This window comes from Sinorhizobium sp. 6-70, assembly GCF_030124375.1.
GTDB lineage: Bacteria > Pseudomonadota > Alphaproteobacteria > Rhizobiales > Rhizobiaceae > Sinorhizobium.
The window spans coordinates 53,443-71,961 of sequence record NZ_JASKLS010000020.1; the positions used below are offsets into that span (position 1 = coordinate 53,443).

Here is an 18,519-nt window from a genome sequence, read left to right on the forward strand (position 1 = left end):
TTGCACGAGGGCGACGCCGTACAGAAGACTGCCCGATCAAGCCAGCTGTGCCGAGCGGCAGTTTGCTCCGGCGCGTACCTTGGGCCGCAACTGGCTCCAGGGCCTCGCCACTTCAAGATCGCGCGCAACGCGCACGAGTGTGGCTTCGTCACCCATGCGGCCCACGAGTTGGAGGCCGATAGGCAGGCCGTCAGCACTCATTGCCAAAGGCAGCGAAACCGAGGGATTGCCGGTCACGTTGAATACCCCCAGATGCTGATAGAACGCGGCGTCCGCCTCCATGAACTCTTCTGGTGTCAGTTCGGAGGTGACCGTCGAGTACTTGCCCCCATGCGGCACGGCAACCGTCGGCATGGTCGGCGTCAACAAGAGATCGTATCCGGCGATCGCTTCTCCGACCTCAAGGCGCATTCGCCGGATTGCCTCGTGGAGGTCGGCGGCGTTGGATAGCGGCAAATCACGGCCTCGCTCATAGAGCCTGAGGTTCATCGGCTCCAAGGTTGCGGGGCTGATACTACGCCCGATTGCGTGCGCCGCTGCCGCCAGCGAGGTGGCATTGAGATCTGACATTCCCAGCAAGATCTTGCTGTAGTCGTGCGATTGATAAGGTGGCGCAATTTCCTCGACCTCGTGCCCCATATCCTCGAAAAGGGCTGCGATCGCTTGAACAGCCTCCCGGACATCCGCAGCCACGTCGAGCTCGCCCCACCTGGATATCGCCACCCCGACCCGCAAAACGCCGGTCGCTTGCAACAATTCCTCTCGATATGGCCGGTCCGGCTGGACGATAATGAACGGGTCACCGGGCTGCGGCCCCGCGAATATATCCAGAGCGGCGGCCATATCTCGCACAGAGCGACAAACGACAAAGTGTCGGGCAAGGCCAAAGGCGGCATCCTGGTTGTTCGGACCACCCGAGATGCGTCCCCGCGAAGGGTTCAGGCCGACAAGCCCGCACCAGGCAGCTGGCGTTCGTATGGAACCGCCACCGTCGCCCGCAGAGGCGATCGGCGTTATCCCAGCGGCCACAGCTGCTGCAGCACCACAAGACGAGCCTCCGGCAGAACGCTCCGGGTCCCAAGGGTTGCCCGTGATTCCGTTGAGGATCGACTCGCTCAGTCCGGAGGTGCCAAGCTCGGTCGTCGTGGTTCTCCCGACGCACCGCAATCCACCGGCTCGCGCGCGACGGATGAAGTTGCTGTCGAAATGGGTGCGGCACCCTTGAAATAGCCGGCTTCCTCTTTCCTGCAGCCGGCCGGCTTCCGCGGCACCGAGGTCCTTTCTAAGAAACGGCACGCCATTCAAAACGCCGGTGTCCAATCCGGCGACGTTTTCGGCATCGTCGTAGAACTCGATTACCGCGTTGATACGGGGGTTCACCTCATTGCAAGCCTCGCGAGCGAGACGAGTGAGCTCGGCTGGCGTCACCTCTTTCGAAGTCACGAGAGATGCCAGACCGGTAGCGTCGTAACCTACATATTCAGTGAGCTTCATTTCAATGATCCAGTTCGTTACCGTCCGGACCGGAGGCCAGAGGATGATGGCAGGCGAAGGCGCGGCCAGGATCTGCGACCTCGAGCGCTGGGTCGATCTCAGTACAGCGGCGCGTTTTCCAACGGCAGCGTGGCGCGAAGCTGCATCCGCTCGGGCGATCGACGGGGCTGGGAACTTCACCATCCAGGGTTACGAAGACGCCGCGGTTGCGTGGGTCGAGCGTGGGAACCGCATCGAGCAGCGCCCGGGTATAAGGATGCCTGGGCGCTGCGAAGACATCCTGCACCCGCCCGCTTTCTACGATGCGGCCCAGGTACATCACGATGATCTGGTCAGCGATATGATCGACCGTACCCAAGTCATGCGTGATGTAAAGGTAGCTGGTCCCGTGGTGCTCCTGTAAGCTTTTGAGCAGTTTCAAGATCTGCATCCGCACAGAAACATCCAAGGCGGCGGTGGGCTCATCGAGGATGAGCAACTTCGGCTCCAGCGCCAGGGCGCGCGCAATCGCGACGCGCTGCATCTGACCGCCAGAAAGCTCGTGCGGATAACGTTCCATATACTGCCGACCAAGACCGACTTGCTCGAGAAGGGTGACGACCCGATCGGTCAAGGCATTGCCATGCAGATCTGACGACGCCTTCAGCGGTTCTGCTACGAGCGAGCGAACCTTCATTCTTGGGTTCAACGACGAATGCGGGTTCTGGAAGACGATCCCCAAGCCGCGATCCGGCCGGCGATGCGCTCGATCCGCGATTGGTGCCGCGGACCTTCCGTCAAACGCCAGCATGCCGGAATCGGCTCCGAGCAGTCCGAGCAGAACCAGGGCGAGCGTACTCTTCCCGGATCCCGACTCGCCAACCAAAGCAAGAGTCTCACCGGGTTTGATGGAAAAGCTCACCCCATCAAGGGCCTTCAACGGACCCCGTGGGGTCGCGAATGATTTTCGCACGTCGCTGACGGACAGAAGCGTTGGATTGGTCATGACGCCCCTCCCATGATGATGCTCGGGCCGCATGCCGGTTTTCCTTGAGCTTTGAACGTCTGCTGGCCACGACCAACCGCTGGGAAGGCTTCGATCAGCCTCTTCGAGTAGGCGTGCTGAGGATTGTCGATGATATCGCTGACAGAGCCGGTCTCGACGATTTCCCCCTCGTACATCACCGCAACTCTATCGCAGAGCTGCGATACCACACCGAGATCATGGGTTATGAACAGGATGGTGAGGCCGGCTTCCTTCGCCAGGCGATAAAGCAGCGAGATGATCTGGGCCTGCACGGTCACATCGAGGGCCGTGGTCGGTTCGTCAGCGATCAGCAGCTTGGGGCGACAAGCAAGCGCCAGTGCAATCATCACCCGCTGGATCTGGCCGCCTGAGAGTTGATGAGGGTATCGACACAGGATGACGTTCGAGTCAGGTAGTTGTACGGACCTTAAGCCCTCGGTAGCCGCCGCGATCGCCTCTTGCTTTCCGCACGACCTATGGCGCCGAATGATCTCGGTCAGTTGCTGGCCAATCGTGAAGAACGGATTGAGCGAGCGCATCGGGTTTTGAAAGACCATCGCGACCTGGCCGCCACGCATCTTGTTCAATTCAGCATCCGAACGACCGACAACCTCTTCGCCATCGATGAGGATGCTGCCGCTGACCACGGCCGGCTCCGGAACCATGCCCAGGCAGGCTGAGGCGGTCATCGACTTTCCGGAACCCGACTCGCCCACGAGGCCCAATATTTGCCCCGCCTGGATCTGAAGGTCGACGCCACGCAGGATGCGCGTGTCTCTGACCAAACCGGGAAACGTCACGTCGAGGCCGGTTATGTCAAGAATCGATCTTGTCATGCCCGGCGCCCCTGTTTCGGATCGAGGATATCCCTCAGGCCGTCTCCGACGAGATTGACTGCCAGGACCGTGAGAAATATCGCAAGCCCAGGGCTGACAGCGGTCCACCAATGATCGAGGAACTGCGTGCGTGCCTCCGCAGCCATCAAGCCCCATTCGACGGCGGGCGGACGCGCGCCCAGTCCGATGAAGCTAAGGGAGGCTGCTGCCAGGATGGCATATCCGAAATCCATCGAGGCCTGGACGATGACTGGGGTGAGTGAGTTCGGCAGAACGTGGCGCAGCATGATGCGAGGATGGCTGACGCCCATTGTCCACGCCGCGTCTATGAAGAGCTCCTTGCGAACGCGCAGAACGGCGCCGCGCATGATGCGCGCATACCAGGGAAACCAAGAGATCGCCAGCGCAACGACCGTGTTCTCCAACCCTGGTCCCAACACCGCGGTGATCGCAATCGGGAGAAGCAGCGGCGGAAATGCCAGGAAGACGTCGGATATCCGCATGAGGATCGTATCGACGATACCTCCGAAGTAGCCCGCGAGCATTCCAACGGGCAAGCCGAGCAGGATGGCGATCGCGACCACGCTGAAACCGACGGTAAGGGAGGTGCTCGCCCCGTGCAGCACGCGGGAGAAGATGTCTCTCCCGAATTTGTCCGTGCCCATCAAATGCTCAGCACTTGGCGCCGAGAACTTACTCCCCATCGCAATCTCTGTCGGCGAATAGGGTGCGATCCAATGCGCGGCCAGGGCACTCGCCACGATCAAACAGAGCAACATGGCTCCGGCGACGAAGAGCTTATTGTCAGCCGCAAATACGATCGTTCGCAGCCGCCAACTTACCCGACCGGACGACCGGTCATGTTCCAAAAGAGTTCCGCTCATGATGTCCGAAGCCTCGGGTCAACTACCGCGTAGAGAAGGTCGACGACCAGATTTATGGTGAGATACAGGCCAGCCAGAAACAGCGTCGTTCCGATAGCCGCGGGGAAGTCGTTCTCGATCAAGGAGAAAACCAGGAAGCCACCCAATCCAGGCCAGTCGAAGATGAATTCGACGACGATCGCCCCACTCAGCAGATTGCCGTAGGTCAATCCGATCACGGTCAATATGGGGATAAGCGTGGCCTTCAGCGCGTGACGATAGTAAATCGATGACCGAGGTAGCCCATAGGCAAAGGCGGTTCTTATGTATCCTTCCTTCAGCACCTCGACCATCATGTTCCTGGTAATTCTGACGACAGTCGCCAGGAGCAATATCGTCAAGGTCGCGAGCGGCAGAGCAAGATGGGCAAGCGCGCTCATAAACCCCGCCCAGTTGCCTGTCAGCAGAGCGTCGAGGAGATAGAAGCGCGTTATCGGCTCGATTGGCGCATCGATTGCTACGACAGGGTCGATCCGCCCCTGGAGGGGCAGCCATTTCAGAACGCCGAAAAACACAAGCTGAAGCACGATTGCGAGCATGAACGAGGGGATTGCCACGCCCGCGACGGCAACCGCTCTTGCAACATTGTCTATGGCGGAGTTCTGCCGCACCGCTGAAAGTACGCCCAACGGTATTCCGAGGAGCATCACGAGAAGGATCGCAAGGGTGGTCAATTCGAGAGTTGCGCCAACCCTATTGGCGATCTCTGTTATTACCGGCTGCCCCGTGCGAAGACTGTTGCCGAAATCACCGCGGGCGATCTGGGCAACGTAGTCAACGTATTGAACAAGAAGGGGCTTATTCAAGCCCAACTCTTCCTCGGCCTTGGCGAGTTGCGCCGCGGTCGGGTGTCCGCCAAGCATCAACTCGGCTGGAGAGCCGGGAAGAACCCGGCTCAAAATGAACATGATGGTCACCACACCGAGGATGATGATCGCCATCAGCATGAGGCGCTGAACCACGGTCTTCACCAGACTATACTCCACTTAAAAGTTGTGGCCTCTGATGCGCAGCTATTGCTTCAGCGACAGATCATAGACGAACAGCGTTTCGTATGCTGGATTGAGGCTGCTCTCCATTCCCTGGATGTTGGAGGAATAGGCATAGGCGCGCTCACCATCCGCGGCGAAGATCGCTGGAGCGTCTTTCATAAGAAGATCTTGAGCCTTGACGTAGTCCTGTGCCGAAGCCTTCAGATCGACTCCCTCTGCGGCCATAGCCTCGTCGACGAGAGAGTCGAACGTAGCGTTTGCGTAATAGGAGTAGTTGAAAGACACGTTCTTCTGCGTCCGGTAGCAGGAGTAGAGCCAGTCGGACGGCGTCGCATAAGCCGGCCACCACAGATTGTGGGTCATGTTGAACGAAGTTTCGAGCTTTCTAAGCTTCTCGTTGAGGGTGCCTTGCGATTGAAAGGGCACGAGCTCGACTTCCACGCCCACTTCGGCTGCAGCTTGCTGGAACAGTTCCATTGCATCTGCATATTCCTGCCGGCCAGTCTGATAGGCGGCCGTGATCTTCCAATCCTTCTTTGGAACGCCGGATTCTTCCAGAAGTCTAAGAGCTTCAGCTGGGTCGTACGTTGGCATTTCGTACGTGCCATGTCCCCACATCGTAACGGGCAACGGGCCAACGGGACGGCTCGCGCGACCGTTCCAGACGTTCTCGATGATGATATCGGAGTTCCACAGGCGCGTGAGCGCCTGGCGGAACTTCAAGTTATCGGTCGGGTATTTCTGGGTATTGAGCGGGAAGAAGAAATTGCGCCAACTGGTGCCTGCTGCGATGGCAACGTTTTCCGATTCCTCGAGCGATGTCATCTGGCTCGTCGAAACGACGGTGACGACGTTTTCCTGCGACTTCACCATCTGGACACGCGTCGACGGTTCGAAGACGGTCGTCTGGATGACGCGATCAATCTGACCGGGTTTCCAGCCGCCCCAATAATCGTCGAACTTTTCCAGCACCGCCAATTTGCCAGGGTCGAACTTCGACAGCTTGTAGGGGCCGGTACCAATCGCGTTTCCGGCTTGCATCCAATCATGGCCTTTGTCGATGGCGGCTGGCGCAATGATGTACGACCCGTACTGTGCACTCGCCACGAGGTCGAAGGCGATCGGTGCGGAGAACTGAAACACGGCCGTCAACTCGTCGGGTGTTTCAACGTCCGTGAGGTTGGACCAGAGAAAGGCTGCGCCTTTCCCGAGATCTCGGGTGTAAAGCATCGACTTCTTGACTGCGGCGGAATCGAACGAAGAGCCATCCTGGAACTTCACGCCGCTCCGCAGTTTGACGGTCCAGGTTTTCCCACCGTTCGCCTTCTCCCAGGCAACAGCGAGGCGCGGCTGTACCTTTCCGTCCTTATAGAAAGTCAACGTCTCGTAGACGTTCCCAAGCATCAACGTCTCCAGGTCATATCCGGAGGCGGGATCGATGTCTTTGTACACGTCCGCGTTGGCCCAGGTCAGCGTGTTCGCCGCCATGGCTTGTTGCGTCATCAGCATAGCCGCGCCCGCAAGCGCAGCAGTGAAAATTGGTCTCGCGTAGTTTCGCATGTCGTTCCCCTGTTCGGTCCACGTTGTAATTATCCAAAACCAGAACAATGTTTCATTAATAGAGTGTGCCGGCAGAGTCAATGGGCATCTCCAGGCGTGCGGTCGGTCCGCTGCCTTGTCCCGATCTGACCCTGAAATCTCCCGCGAGCTAGGAGGCCGGATCGACCTTAGCCGCCGGCAAGTTGAAGGCTCGGGCCATTGAGTGAGGTCAACAATCGGTGGCAGTGATGCTGCACACACCAACCCTTGATGCTGCCAGCCGATAAGCCGTGCCACTTGTGGGGCATTCGACACAGCATTCGGGGAGATAGTGATCTTTTGCGAAGCCTGAGGCATCATTACGATTGTGCCGCTCGATGCCTTTGAGCGCCGGGTTGAGTATGCTGACGATTGGCCGATCACATGCACCCGGCTCAGTCATGTTCGGCGATGGCGTCGATCGGGTCCGCAATCGCTCTTTCCGCCATTCGACCGATTTCCATCGGTGATGATGTGGAACGGCTTCTTTCTCCGGGGCATTGTCGCAGACGCCCGTGAGAAGGTTGCCGGCCGCCAACGCCCTAGCCAGAAACGTTCCTCAGGCCTGCTGCAAAAAAGGCGTAGAGGCGGCTCGAAAAGTGCGAAAAATTAAATTCAGTGATGGGGACAATTCCTCGCTTCGCTTGGCAGGCAGGGCCCCGTTGACTCGGGAGTTGTCGAGTTCGCGACACAACATTGTTTCCCGTCGTCCTGGCACACTCGCATCTATGCCATTGATTAGAAGCAGAACAGCTCTTCGGGCAGTTGATCCAAATTGGCACAAAATTTGACTCTCCTGTTGCGAGGCAGCGAACAGCCGGCAAGTTTCCACGTCGTAAAATTTCTCGCATCGACTGAGTCTGGCAGGACTGGTGCAGACGGCTTCTGTTCGGCTGCCACAGGGCCAATTTGGAGTTAACCGTTGATGGTAAGGAAAGCAGCACTCATCTTGGTTGAAGGAAATAGAACGGGGACTAGTGAGCTCTACGTCCGAGCGGCCCAGCGCCTTGGCCTTCATCCAATCACACTGTCGGCTGATCCGGCTCAGTACGGCTATCTTGCGGCAGAAGGAATTGAGGCAATCCGTGTGGACACCAACAACCTAGACGAGCTAATCGGCGAGTGTTCCAGGTTAAGCGCAACCTATGACATTGCTGGTATTACGTGCGCTAGGGAAAAATTCTATGCGACAGTTGGCAAGCTCTGCCGGTATTTCGATCTACCGGGACCGAACCCCGCATCCATTGAACAGTGCTGCGACAAATTTGCTCAACGTCAGCTCCTCGCAAACGCTCGAGTTCCAGTACCTGCTTATCGCGTGGCAGAGAATGCGGCGGACGTAGAACGCTTTGCTGCTGAAATTGGGCTGCCGGTTATTCTCAAGCCAACGGCAGGTAGCGGCAGCATCGGTGTTCGATTGTGCCGCAACGTCAACGAGTTAGCCGAACATACCAAATATCTGTTAGAGGGGAGGGACATATGGCGAACGTCGCCGCGGGTATTGGTCGAAGAATTTGCACAAGGGCCTTATTATAGCGTTGACATAATGGGAAATGAAATCGTGGGGGTTGCCGCTGCCGACTTCGGGCCTCCACCACATTTCATCTTTCATGAGTTCACCCTGCCGGCTCGACTGACCGAAAACGAGCACGCGCATATCGCCGATGTTTCGAGGAACTGCTTGCGAGCTCTGGGCCTTGGCTGGGGACCAACTAATATTGAACTCCGTTGGACGAAGATTGGCCCAGTAGTCATTGAAGTCAATCCGCGTCTTGCCGGCACGCCGGACCCCCAACTCGTTCAGGCTGCCTATGGTATCGATCTCATCACCGAGCACATCAAGCTTGTCATCGGTCAAGAATGCAATTTGCGCAGAAGACATTCCCAGACTGCAGCGGCCCGGTTCCTCGTTCCTGATCGCGATGGCACCCTCGATTGGATCGAAGGTGGCCTTCAGGCGGAGGCCGTACCGGGTGTCACAGAGGTCAAACTGTATGTTGAACCCAAGACGCCGATCGTCGCCAAAGGCGATGATCGAGATTGGATCGGACATGTCATTGCGGGTTCAGCCAATTTTGAGCGGACCGAGGCGACACTTCAGCGTGCCGTCGACTTAATCAGCTGGTCGATAACACCAAATCCGCCCGCTGGCGAAAAGAACCATTCTTCGGTTCCTCACCTCCCTGCATCTTTTGACGTAGCAGTTGGTAAGATGTGATGGTCTCCAAACATTGGTTTAATTGAGTGCGAGAGAGACACATCCCATCCGGACACGAGCCTTCACTATAGATTTGGCAGTCTGCGATGCTCGCCTTCTGAGGCGTCGAAGACGGCACCATTGGTGGCGTGTAGGGCATCTGTAGGCCGCCATTCGGGCGGTCGCACAGCAGCGCTACATGGCCAAGAGAGGATAATGCCTCCAATCACGATGGGTGACACCAGGTATGGCTCCCTTGTTGGACTAAACCTTCGCACGAACATATTTTCTGGTGATCCAAACAGCCAGGATGCTTGGTCTCGCCCGTCACGGTGTCGTCTTCGAACGGTACGAGGGAATGGCCACAGGACATCTTCTAGGGGGCATCCCGAAGTCGGTTCATCATCGCAGTCAAGATCGGTCATAGCCGTGAGCGTCTGCTCGACGGACATCCGACACCTTCTGTCCGCATTGTCGGGTCTGTAACATAAGCCCGTTTAGCCGATCTCGTACTCCACCCCTCGGTTTAAGTAGCTGAAAAGTAAGCAAAACAGGACATTTTTGGCGCGACCGGTGCATTTGGCACAAGTTTTGTCTTCATCAATCGCAAGAGCATAACGCTACCGACGTCGGGAGCCGCCGACCGACATTATGCAACAAACGAAGGAAGGCAATGTGTCACATCTACGTCCACCACCTGCCCAGCAGAAGATCACAGCAGTAGGGATCGATCGGAGAGAGGGCGGGGCCGGCGGGGTTGCCCTCGGATATAGGTCCGAATGATGAGAACGTTTTGGGCTAGAGCGATTAGCTCTTCTGAAACCGAGGACGAGAAGGCCCTTGCCAGTCCTTTCCTCAAATTTCTCACGCGGCTGATCCGTATTGAAGATATCAACAGATCATGGGAAGGCAAATCGGACGCTGAAGTGCTGGCGCACTTCATCCTCAGTAAGAAGCAGCGCAGTGCGATCTCCATTATCGGCAGTCCCGATCCGTTCGTGTTATGGAGGCTCGAAGTCTTTTACGCCGCCGTAGGACTCATGATCGAGGAGCGTTCCGGACTAACAACATCCCCGATGATGAAGATTAGCCATGAAGGCTCCGGGCGCGTGCTTCTGACGGCTGGGCGGCTGGTCCTTCTGTCGAAAATCTTATGCGAGGTCCATCGGTTCGGCTACGAGACACTTACGCAACTCGCTGAAGCCGGTACAAAACTGGTGGACGAGGCGATGGCGGCCATTGAAGCTTATCCGGACGCGGCGCGGGCCTGAAAGTTTCCCAGAAAGGAGATCATCAGTCCCGAGGAGCGGCAGAACACAGTTGTTGAGCTGTGGTCGCTCTTCGCAAGCACTTGATAGCTTTGCGCAAGCTTGCCGGCAAGCCTACGGCTGAGTGGCCATCAGGGAGCGGTTGCGGAAATGGAAACAAATGGGAGGGAAGAGCTGCACTGGGACTACGGTAACTGTGAAATTTTCTGACATGAGGGAACACGATGTTTGTGCGCAGCCTGAAAGATGTTGAAGCAACCGATCACTTCGTCGAATGGGGCAGCGGTACCAGCCATCGTCTGCTGACGGAAAGAGATGGAATGGGCTTCACCGTCTGCCACACGGTGGTGCGGGCCAACACCGTTTCGGTGCTGCAATACCGCAACCATCTCGAGGCTTGCTATTGCATCGCAGGAGAGGGCGAGGTTGAAGACATGGACGGCAACGTCTTCCCGATCCGCAAGGGCGACATCTATGTGCTCGACAAACATGACAAGCACTACCTGCGTGGCGGCCGCGAGCAGGACCTGATCCTCGTCAGCGTCTTTAACCCGCCACTCAAGGGCACCGAGCGCCACAACCTTGATGATACGTCCGGCTCTGCTTATTGAGCAAAGCGGCCATAACTTGGAATTTTCTCGTTTGCGCGGGACGCAACACCATTAAGTTTCAATCCGATGCGATGAGATAGTGACAATGGTATGCTCTTTTATGCCATGGCTCAGCCCCTGAAAGTCGTTGCCGCGCTTTCAGCGCACACCGCTCTCCCGAAAGACACCTCCGACACAAATAAGCTCGAACGCTTGGTGCATGGAATTGCTCCTGGGAAATTCGTCATGGCAAACATATCGTCGATAGACCGCACCCTCGACATTATCGAGTTGCTGGCCGACTATCCCGAAGGTCTGGCGATCAGTGATATCGCGCGGCGGCTAACAATTCCGAAAAGCATTGTTCATCGAGTCCTTTCGATACTCGTCGCTCGCGACTTCGCAACACAAGACAGCACCACTCAGCATTATCGCTTGGCGATTCGAGCGGCTGCATTGGGGCTTCGCTTTTTCGGCAACATCGGCCTCAGCGAGGTGTGTCAGCCGATTATCACTCGATTAGCTCAAGTGACAGGAGAGTTTGTTCGCGTCTGTGCGGCAGAAAACAGTGAATTGGTCTGGGTCGCAAGCGCTCAGGGGAGCTTGGATGGCCTCCGCTACGATCCCGCGACCGAGGTGGGACCGGTGCTTCACGCCACGGCCACTGGTCGTGCTTGGTTATCTACGCTCGATGATGATGCTGCCCTCGCACAGGTACGCCGACGCGGTTTCATTCTCCCGCGCCGTTACGCTCGCTCCTCCATTACTGATGAACAGCAGTTGTTCGATGAACTCAGGCGCATTCGCATGCGCGGTTACGCGATCTCGTCTGATGAAAGCGCCATCGGTATTGCTGCAATAGCAGCGCCTATTTCCGATCGGGAGAACGACGCTGCTGTGGGCTGTGTTAGTGTCGCTGGCCCCTCCGTACATATGCCGTCATCGCACATGGGCGCGATCGCGCCGGATTTGCTTGCTGCCGCCAAGGAGCTAAGCGAGATCTGGCCTATTCCGCGCCTGAAAACTTTGTCGACAGCTCCAAAGGATTAATCAGTTACCAGGAGAGGCCGCCTTCAATCTGCCTCCCCGAGACTGTTTGCCTACGCATTTCGCAAAGGTCGGAGGGGGATCGCGCTAAATGGATAGTTTGGCGGGCGTGGTCCTCGGGTGCCTGGCGTCATGGTCGATTGATGTCACCAACTTGATGCACCTTCAGCCATTCGCCTTAGGCGAGCGCCATGGTGTCCATGTCCTGAACAAAGGGCACAGGTTTGCTGAAGTCGCCGCCGCAAGCAAGCCCCGTTCAACGGCTTGCACTTCCGCGTAAACCGTCAGCATTCCGGAGATCGCATAGTCCAGCTGGTGCCCAGCATGGGAGTGCTATTGAAATACGGTCAAACCGAAATTCGCTAAGCTCCAGTCACATCACATGGCAAACGCCTCTGCCGCCCGACGCGACACGCCTCGCGCTGGATCGATCCTGCCATGCCTCCTAATGGCGGCTGTCAGAAGTTACCGAGAGCAACGTGCTCGAACGCATCAGCGCCCGTTTCGGCTATTATACGGGATCACCCCCTTTAACATTGCTGATGCCAAGTTTCCGCAGAAGCCCAATCAGTTTGCGCGCAGCCCCTTGGGTGTAAACAAGTGAACCCTTTTCATGTCGGGAGCGACCATGACCGTCTGGCCGGGTTGAAGATCGATCCGGTCGCGCAGCACGAGGTTCACATCTGCCTGGCCGATCTTCGCTAGCACATGCGTTTCGGCTCCGGTCGGCTCGACCACCACCACCACAGCGGGGACACCATGTTCGCCAATCGTCAGATGTTCCGGACGGACACCGTAGACCGCCACTGTCCCGCCTTGATAGCCATCAGGTAGTGGAAGCGCCACTCCGCCTTCGGTGACAAACTGCCCATTGACGATCGCCCCCTGGAAGAGGTTCATCGAAGGTGAGCCGATGAAGGTTGCGACGAAGGTGTTGGCCGGCTGGTCGTAAAGTTCCAGCGGTTTGCCGATCTGCTCGACATTGCCGCCACGCATGACGACGATCCGATCAGCCATCGTCATCGCCTCGATCTGGTCGTGGGTCACGTAGACCGTGGTGGTTTTCAGACGCTGATGCAGGTTCTTGATTTCGGCGCGCATGGTGACGCGGAGCTTGGCGTCGAGGTTCGACAGCGGCTCGTCGAAGAGGTAGACCTGCGGTTGGCGAACGATCGCTCGCCCCATTGCCACACGCTGCCGCTGGCCGCCGGAAAGCTGCTTCGGCAGGCGATCAAGCAACGGCCCGAGCGCCAGGATATCGGCCGCTTCGCGCACGCTCTTTTCGATCGTCGCTCTATCCCGACCCTTCAGCTTGAGCGCGAAGCCCATGTTTTCCGCGACAGTCATGTGCGGATAAAGGGCATAGCTCTGGAAGACCATGGCGATGTCGCGCTCCTTCGGCGCCACGTCGTTGACGACACGGCCGCCGATACGGATCTCGCCGCCGCTGATGTCCTCCAGCCCCGCAAGCATGCGCAAGAGGGTCGACTTGCCGCAGCCGGAAGGGCCGACGAGGGTGACGAACTCACCATCTTCGATGTTCATGGAGATGTCATGAATCACCGGAACGGCGCCGTATTGTTTGCGAACCTGATCCATCGAGACGGATGCCATGAAATTTCTCCCTTTAAGTGTCTGCTAGAGCTTGAGCTGCCAGATGCTTGCTGCGGCGACATTGCCTTTGGGCGCGCTGAGGCAAGCGGACCGAACGCCTGCGAATCCGGGCAAACGCTTGGTTCCGGTCCAGCGACCATTATCGGCAAAGACCTCGATCGATCCCACGTCCAGGAATATGCGAAGCGTCGACGGCGTTGCTCCGGCGGCGATGTAGCGTGGCAGCAATTTGCCGTCGGGAACCTCGTAGACGATGCTCAGGCCGTCCGGATCGAGCCGGACGCCGAGGTCGACGTCGGGATGGTCGAATTCGAGATTGAAGGCGGCGCCGGGGGCGGCGAGATCAATCACGATCTCTACCGCTCCGTTGGCGAGTTGGACCTTGTCTCCGCAAAGTAGTCGGCCTTCGTCTATCAAATCTTGGCGCAAGCCGTCGACGGCATCGACCGGCGGGGTTAGCAACACATTGCCATCAAGCAGGACCCGCCGGGGGAGCGTCATGGCCGTGGAAAAATCGATCCTCTTCGAAATCTCCGTCCAGTTCGCCAGCCACGCGATGCCTACGGGGCCTGAATGGTCGACGAAGGCCTGGAAGGCATAGGCGTCGGTGCCAAAATCGAGTTCCTGCTCGAATTCCTTGACGAAGGTGCTGCCGTCGAAACGGCCGACGGTTGCAAGCGTTATGTTGCGTCGCGCCGTTGCCGGATCGCGGCTGGTGAGCAGTCCGACGATCAGCGCCCAACGGGTTTGGGGGTCGTCGGCAGGACCACCGAGCGGCACCATGCAAGGGCATTCGGCCGCCGTCATGCCGAAGCGGCTCTCGCGGTGAAGAATCCCGACGAAGCCCCAGCCAACCGCGGCGTCCAGATCGGCTGTGTCGTAGAGCAGGATCACTCCCCCCGCATGATCGCGGCTGCCGACGAGCATTTTCCAGCGTCCGTCCGGACCCTTGATCACATAGGGGTCACGGAAATCGAGCATCAGGTCTAGCCCGGACGGGCGTTCCGGCAGGATGATCTCCGCCGGCCCGCAGCTGATCCGGTCGCGACTGACGGCGGTCAACTGGATCTGCTCTTCCGGCCTGCGGTCCTTCACATGTTCGGTGAAGAAGACACGGATCCCGGGCTCCTCGCCAGCAAGGGGAACTGCCGAGCCGGAAAACGCGCCGCCGCGGCCTTCGGCGCTTGCCGAGAGTCCCGCCGACGGAAACAGAAACATCGGCAGGTGCTTCCATCGGAGATAGTCATCCGAGACCGCATGGCCCCAATGCATCGTGTTCCAGCGTAAGCTGTGGGGGTAGTGCTGATAGAAGAGATGAACCTTGTCGCCGAAACGGCCGAAGCCGTTGGGGTCGTTCATCCAGCCGAAGGGCGGGCGGAAGTGATAGCTACCAGGAACGCGTGGTGTCGAATTGGCTTCGCCGCTGTAAAGAACAACGATGCCTTTCTCCAAAACGTCCGTTTCCGAAAAAGCATAGACGACAGAGAGGCTCGTGGTCGCGGGGTTGTAGCTAAACGAGGTTTCGCCGGCTGTCTCGATCAGCAGCGCCCGGAACTCGAACTCCTCGCTGTTTCGCGCCGTTATGCGACCAATTTCCTGTCCGTCCTGGCTCGCTGTCAGCTCGGCCGTCCTACCCGTATCGACTGGTTTCAGCCACGCGTGGAGCGTGGTCCCGGCGGGGAGGGCGGCCATCAGCGTCTTCAGATTGCCTCCGAGAAGGCAAGAGTGGGTTGTATGACTTGTCATTGATCAACCTTTCACGGCGGAACCAATAAACGAACTCACAAACCAGCGCTGGAATGCGAGGTAGAGGACGAGGATCGGAATCATCATCAGGACGGAAGCCGCCATGGCGCGGTCCCAATAGATGCTGTCCTGGCCGAAGAACGTGGCGATCCCGACAGTGATCGGTCGGGCATAGTCGGTCTGCGTTACCAGGATGGGCCAGAGATACTGGTTCCACGTCTCGATCCCCATGAGGATCGAGACGGTGGCAAGCGCCGGCAGGCTCAAGGGCAGGAAGATCGAACGGTAGATGCGGAAGACCGAGGCGCCGTCCATTTCGGCCGCTTCGAAGAGCTCCTTCGGAAGCTGGGCGAAGAACTGGTAGAACAGGAAGATGTAAAGCGGGCTGGCGACCCAGGGGACGATCTGCACCGCAAAAGTGTCGGTCATGCCAGCGCGCGAAACCATGATGACGAGCGGCATGATGATGCTCTCCTGCGGAATGACGTAAAGAGCAATGACCAGTGACAGGATCAGGGCGCGGCCACGAAGCGAGCCCCATGCGAGCACGAAGCCCGCCATCGAATTGACGATCAGGCCGGCGCCGACCGTTGAGGCGAGAATGAACAGCGAATTCAGAAGATAGCGGCCAAAGGCCAGCTCACCTGAGAAATTGCTCACCTCGGCGAAATTCGAGAGCGTCGGATTGGGGGCCCAAAAGGCGCGAAAACTGCCCATGTCGGCCAGAATCTGAAACCGGTCGTCCTTCAGGCTTGCGATCAGCAGCATGAACAGCGGTGAGACGATCACCAGCGCGATGGCGAGGATGCAGCCTGTCTGGACGACGCGCAGCGAGCCGATCGCGGAGCGCTCGCGCTTTGCCTCTGTCTGCAGGGTGGGGATGGCAAGATCAGACATCGAAACGCCTCAGGAGTTGGCGCTGCACGAGCGCGATGACGAGAACGATGAGGAAGAGAATGACTGAGACGGCAGAGGCGTAACCAAGCTTCTGCTCTTCGAAGCCGGCGCGCACCATGTAGTGGACGACGGTTTCGGTGCTGCTTCTCGGGCCGCCCTGAGTCAGGATCGCCACCTGAGTATAAAGCTTGAAAGCCTGAATGGTGGTGATCACCAGCACGAAGACGTGTGTCGGCCTGAGTCCCGGCATCGTGACGTGCCAGAAGCGCTGCAAGGCGTTGGCGCCGTCGATCCTGGCAGCATCGTAGAGTTCATCCGGAATGCCCTGCAGGCCGGCGAGATAGATGATCATCTGGAAGCCGTAGGCCTGCCAGGCCGACAGCAGCACGATCGAGAACATCGCCCAGTTAGGGTCGCCGAGCCAGTCGATCGGCTCGATGCGGCCACCGGAGAGGAAGCCGATCACCTGATTGAGGGGGCCGGTCGGATACTGGAAGAGCGTGCCCCAGATCACACAGACGACGACCATCGACGTGATCGCCGGCAGGAAGAACACGCCCCGGAAGAAATTGCGGAACGGAAGCTTCTGGTGGAGCAGTAGGGCTGTGGCGAAAGCCAGACCGCACTGCACCGGCAGAATCCAGAATGTGAAGCGCGAGACGTTCCAGAGTGACGTCCAGAAGAGATCATCCTTGAAGATGCGCAGGAAGTTGGTGAAGCCGATGAACCGGACGGGGGTCGGCCGCGGTACCAGTGGTTGGTTGGTCATCGCCGTCCAGAACGACAGGAGAAATGGCACGACGAGGAAGATCGTCAGCAAGGCCACGGCAGGGGCGAGCATGCCGACTTCCTGGAACAGACGGCCCCTGTCCCTCAGCCGTGCTGGGCGTGTCGCGACAGCCGTCGCTGGCAGCGCCGGTTGCTGCAAGGTCATGATCTCCTCCTCATCTGAAATGCGTCGCTTGTTCGATCGGCTGCTGCGGCCGCGCGGGTATGGGCTCCACGCGGCCGCACACGCGCGTTATTGCTGTTCGTCGAAGGGCGGATAGCCGTCGTTTTCTTCGATATCCTCGTCGATCTTCTCGGCTGCCGCGGTGAGTGCAGCCTTGACGTCACCGCCATTGAAGATCTCGTCCACCGCTCCCATGAAGGCCGAGGTGATGATCGGATAAGCCGGATGCGGAGGTCGTGCAACCGCCGTCTTGGATGCCTGCTCGAAGGCCACCGCCATCGCACCGCCGTCGGCGTAAAGCGGTGACTCTGCGGCGAAGCTCTTTAAGCCAGGATAGGCGGAATCCTTCTTCGCATAATCCCGGAATGCCTTATCCTTAAGCATGAAGCTGACGAACTTGCCGGCGACATCGGGATGTTCGGACGCGGTGGTGATGCCCCAGATCCAGGTGCCGTTGGGGCTCGCGCCCTCCGCCCCGAACTTCGGCAATGGCATGACGACGGTGTCGTCCTTCATCGAAGCCGCAGCTTCCGCATAGAACCAATGGCCCCCGAACGCCAACGCGGCCGGGTGGCCTTCGGCGAAGAACTGATTGGTGCCGGAGGATTGCGGCACGACCCAGCCGTTCTTCACCCATTTCTGCATCATCGTCAGCGCATCGACGCAAGGATCGCTGTCCAGAGTGCCGACGGATTTCCAGGTCTTACGGTCAATGAGGTCGCAGCCGGCTGATTGCAGGATGGGACCATAGGCATATGTGATCCACTCGGTCTTGATGCCGTAGCCACGGAAGGTGTCGATCGGCCATTTGACGCCCTCGACCTTGGAGAGCTTTTCGAGGTAATTTTCGAATTCCTCGCGCGTCCAGGCGTCGTCAACGCCCTTCGGGATGCGTGCGCCGATCGCTTCCAGATATTTCCTGTTGCCGTAGAGAACGACCGAGGAGTCGGTCAGCCCGACCGCGTAAAGCTCCTTGTCGACGGGGTAGGTGCCCTGCGCGATATTCGACTCGGTCATGTCTTCGATGACATCCTCATCGATCAACGGCCTGATCGGCTGCAGATAGCCCGACCAGACGTAGTTGGCGAGGAAGGGCGCGTCGAGTTCCATGACGTCCGGCAGCTGCTTGGACATCACCGCCGCGCTGAACTTCTCGTTATATGCGTCGTGCGGAGCGTAGATAAGCTCGATGTCGACGTCCGGGTTGGCGGCCTCGAACCGCTTGGCAACCTCGCCATAGGTGGAGACCCAGCCGGGGTCGCCCTGGTGCATCACGTGAATGACGGTTTTGGCTTCGGCCATGCCTCCGAGCGCGACCGATGCCATTAGGAATGAAAGTAAACGATTACCCATCACTGTTTCTCCTCCTCAACGGGTTT

Annotated in this window: 15 protein-coding genes; 4 read left to right on the forward strand and 11 right to left on the reverse strand. The window is 58.4% G+C overall.

Annotated elements, in window-relative coordinates; all coding sequences use genetic code 11:
* Positions 1 to 36: 36 nt before the first annotated feature.
* The 6 genes from QN222_RS27570 to QN222_RS27595 are packed head-to-tail and all read right to left on the reverse strand — an operon-like array spanning position 37 to position 6,892.
* Positions 37 to 1,494: an amidase gene (locus QN222_RS27570; protein ID WP_283963472.1), complete on the reverse strand. Its 1,458-nt coding sequence runs from the start codon at positions 1,492 to 1,494 to the stop codon at positions 37 to 39.
* Position 1,495: 1 nt separating this feature from the next.
* The gene (locus QN222_RS27575) at positions 1,496 to 2,479 is read right to left on the reverse strand and encodes an ABC transporter ATP-binding protein (protein WP_283963471.1); all 984 of its coding nucleotides are present in this window, start codon (positions 2,477 to 2,479) and stop codon (positions 1,496 to 1,498) included.
* The gene (locus QN222_RS27580) at positions 2,476 to 3,336 is read right to left on the reverse strand and encodes an ABC transporter ATP-binding protein (protein ID WP_283963470.1); all 861 of its coding nucleotides are present in this window, start codon (positions 3,334 to 3,336) and stop codon (positions 2,476 to 2,478) included. Before QN222_RS27580 ends, QN222_RS27575 begins: the two co-directional genes overlap by 4 nt.
* Positions 3,333 to 4,220, reverse strand: coding sequence for an ABC transporter permease (locus QN222_RS27585; protein ID WP_283963469.1), 888 nt, complete (start codon positions 4,218 to 4,220; stop codon positions 3,333 to 3,335). The genes QN222_RS27580 and QN222_RS27585 overlap by 4 nt, the downstream gene beginning before the upstream one ends.
* Positions 4,217 to 5,245, reverse strand: coding sequence for an ABC transporter permease (locus QN222_RS27590; protein WP_284005688.1), 1,029 nt, complete (start codon positions 5,243 to 5,245; stop codon positions 4,217 to 4,219). The genes QN222_RS27585 and QN222_RS27590 overlap by 4 nt, the downstream gene beginning before the upstream one ends.
* Before the next feature lie 27 nt (positions 5,246 to 5,272).
* A complete protein-coding gene (locus QN222_RS27595; RefSeq protein ID WP_283963468.1) occupies positions 5,273 to 6,892 on the reverse strand; it encodes an ABC transporter substrate-binding protein in 1,620 nt (539 codons plus the stop codon).
* A gap of 862 nt (positions 6,893 to 7,754) precedes the next feature.
* On the opposite strand from QN222_RS27595, the gene QN222_RS27600 reads away from it, so the two are divergent.
* The 4 genes from QN222_RS27600 to QN222_RS27615 all read left to right on the forward strand — a co-directional run bounded on the left by QN222_RS27600 (position 7,755) and on the right by QN222_RS27615 (position 11,934).
* Entirely contained in the window at positions 7,755 to 9,047 is a 1,293-nt protein-coding gene (locus tag QN222_RS27600) for an acetyl-CoA carboxylase biotin carboxylase subunit family protein (RefSeq protein WP_283963467.1), read from the forward strand.
* Between the two features lie 761 nt (positions 9,048 to 9,808).
* Entirely contained in the window at positions 9,809 to 10,297 is a 489-nt protein-coding gene (locus QN222_RS27605) for a NifX-associated nitrogen fixation protein (RefSeq protein WP_283963490.1), read from the forward strand.
* A gap of 221 nt (positions 10,298 to 10,518) precedes the next feature.
* On the forward strand, positions 10,519 to 10,905 hold the full coding sequence (locus tag QN222_RS27610) for an ectoine synthase (RefSeq protein ID WP_283963466.1): 387 nt from the start codon (positions 10,519 to 10,521) through the stop codon (positions 10,903 to 10,905).
* 90 nt (positions 10,906 to 10,995) lie between these two features.
* Positions 10,996 to 11,934 carry an IclR family transcriptional regulator gene (locus tag QN222_RS27615; RefSeq protein WP_283963465.1) on the forward strand — a complete coding sequence of 313 codons (939 nt, stop codon included), beginning with the start codon at positions 10,996 to 10,998 and terminating at the stop codon, positions 11,932 to 11,934.
* Between the two features lie 564 nt (positions 11,935 to 12,498).
* Here the strand turns inward: QN222_RS27615 and QN222_RS27620 are convergent.
* The 5 genes from QN222_RS27620 to QN222_RS27640 form a co-directional block, all read right to left on the reverse strand.
* Positions 12,499 to 13,545 (reverse strand): sn-glycerol-3-phosphate ABC transporter ATP-binding protein UgpC, encoded by a 1,047-nt coding sequence (locus QN222_RS27620; RefSeq protein WP_283963464.1) that lies wholly within the window; start codon positions 13,543 to 13,545, stop codon positions 12,499 to 12,501.
* A gap of 24 nt (positions 13,546 to 13,569) precedes the next feature.
* Complete coding sequence (locus QN222_RS27625) at positions 13,570 to 15,291, reverse strand: glycoside hydrolase family 32 protein (protein ID WP_284005690.1); 1,722 nt, start codon at positions 15,289 to 15,291, stop codon at positions 13,570 to 13,572.
* 3 nt (positions 15,292 to 15,294) lie between these two features.
* Positions 15,295 to 16,188 (reverse strand): carbohydrate ABC transporter permease, encoded by an 894-nt coding sequence (locus QN222_RS27630; RefSeq protein ID WP_283965406.1) that lies wholly within the window; start codon positions 16,186 to 16,188, stop codon positions 15,295 to 15,297.
* Positions 16,181 to 17,122: a sugar ABC transporter permease gene (locus tag QN222_RS27635; protein WP_283965407.1), complete on the reverse strand. Its 942-nt coding sequence runs from the start codon at positions 17,120 to 17,122 to the stop codon at positions 16,181 to 16,183. Before QN222_RS27635 ends, QN222_RS27630 begins: the two co-directional genes overlap by 8 nt.
* An 87-nt stretch (positions 17,123 to 17,209) precedes the next feature.
* Positions 17,210 to 18,493, reverse strand: a complete 1,284-nt coding sequence (locus QN222_RS27640) for a sugar ABC transporter substrate-binding protein (protein ID WP_283965408.1) — start codon at positions 18,491 to 18,493, stop codon at positions 17,210 to 17,212.
* Positions 18,494 to 18,519 lie beyond the last annotated feature (26 nt).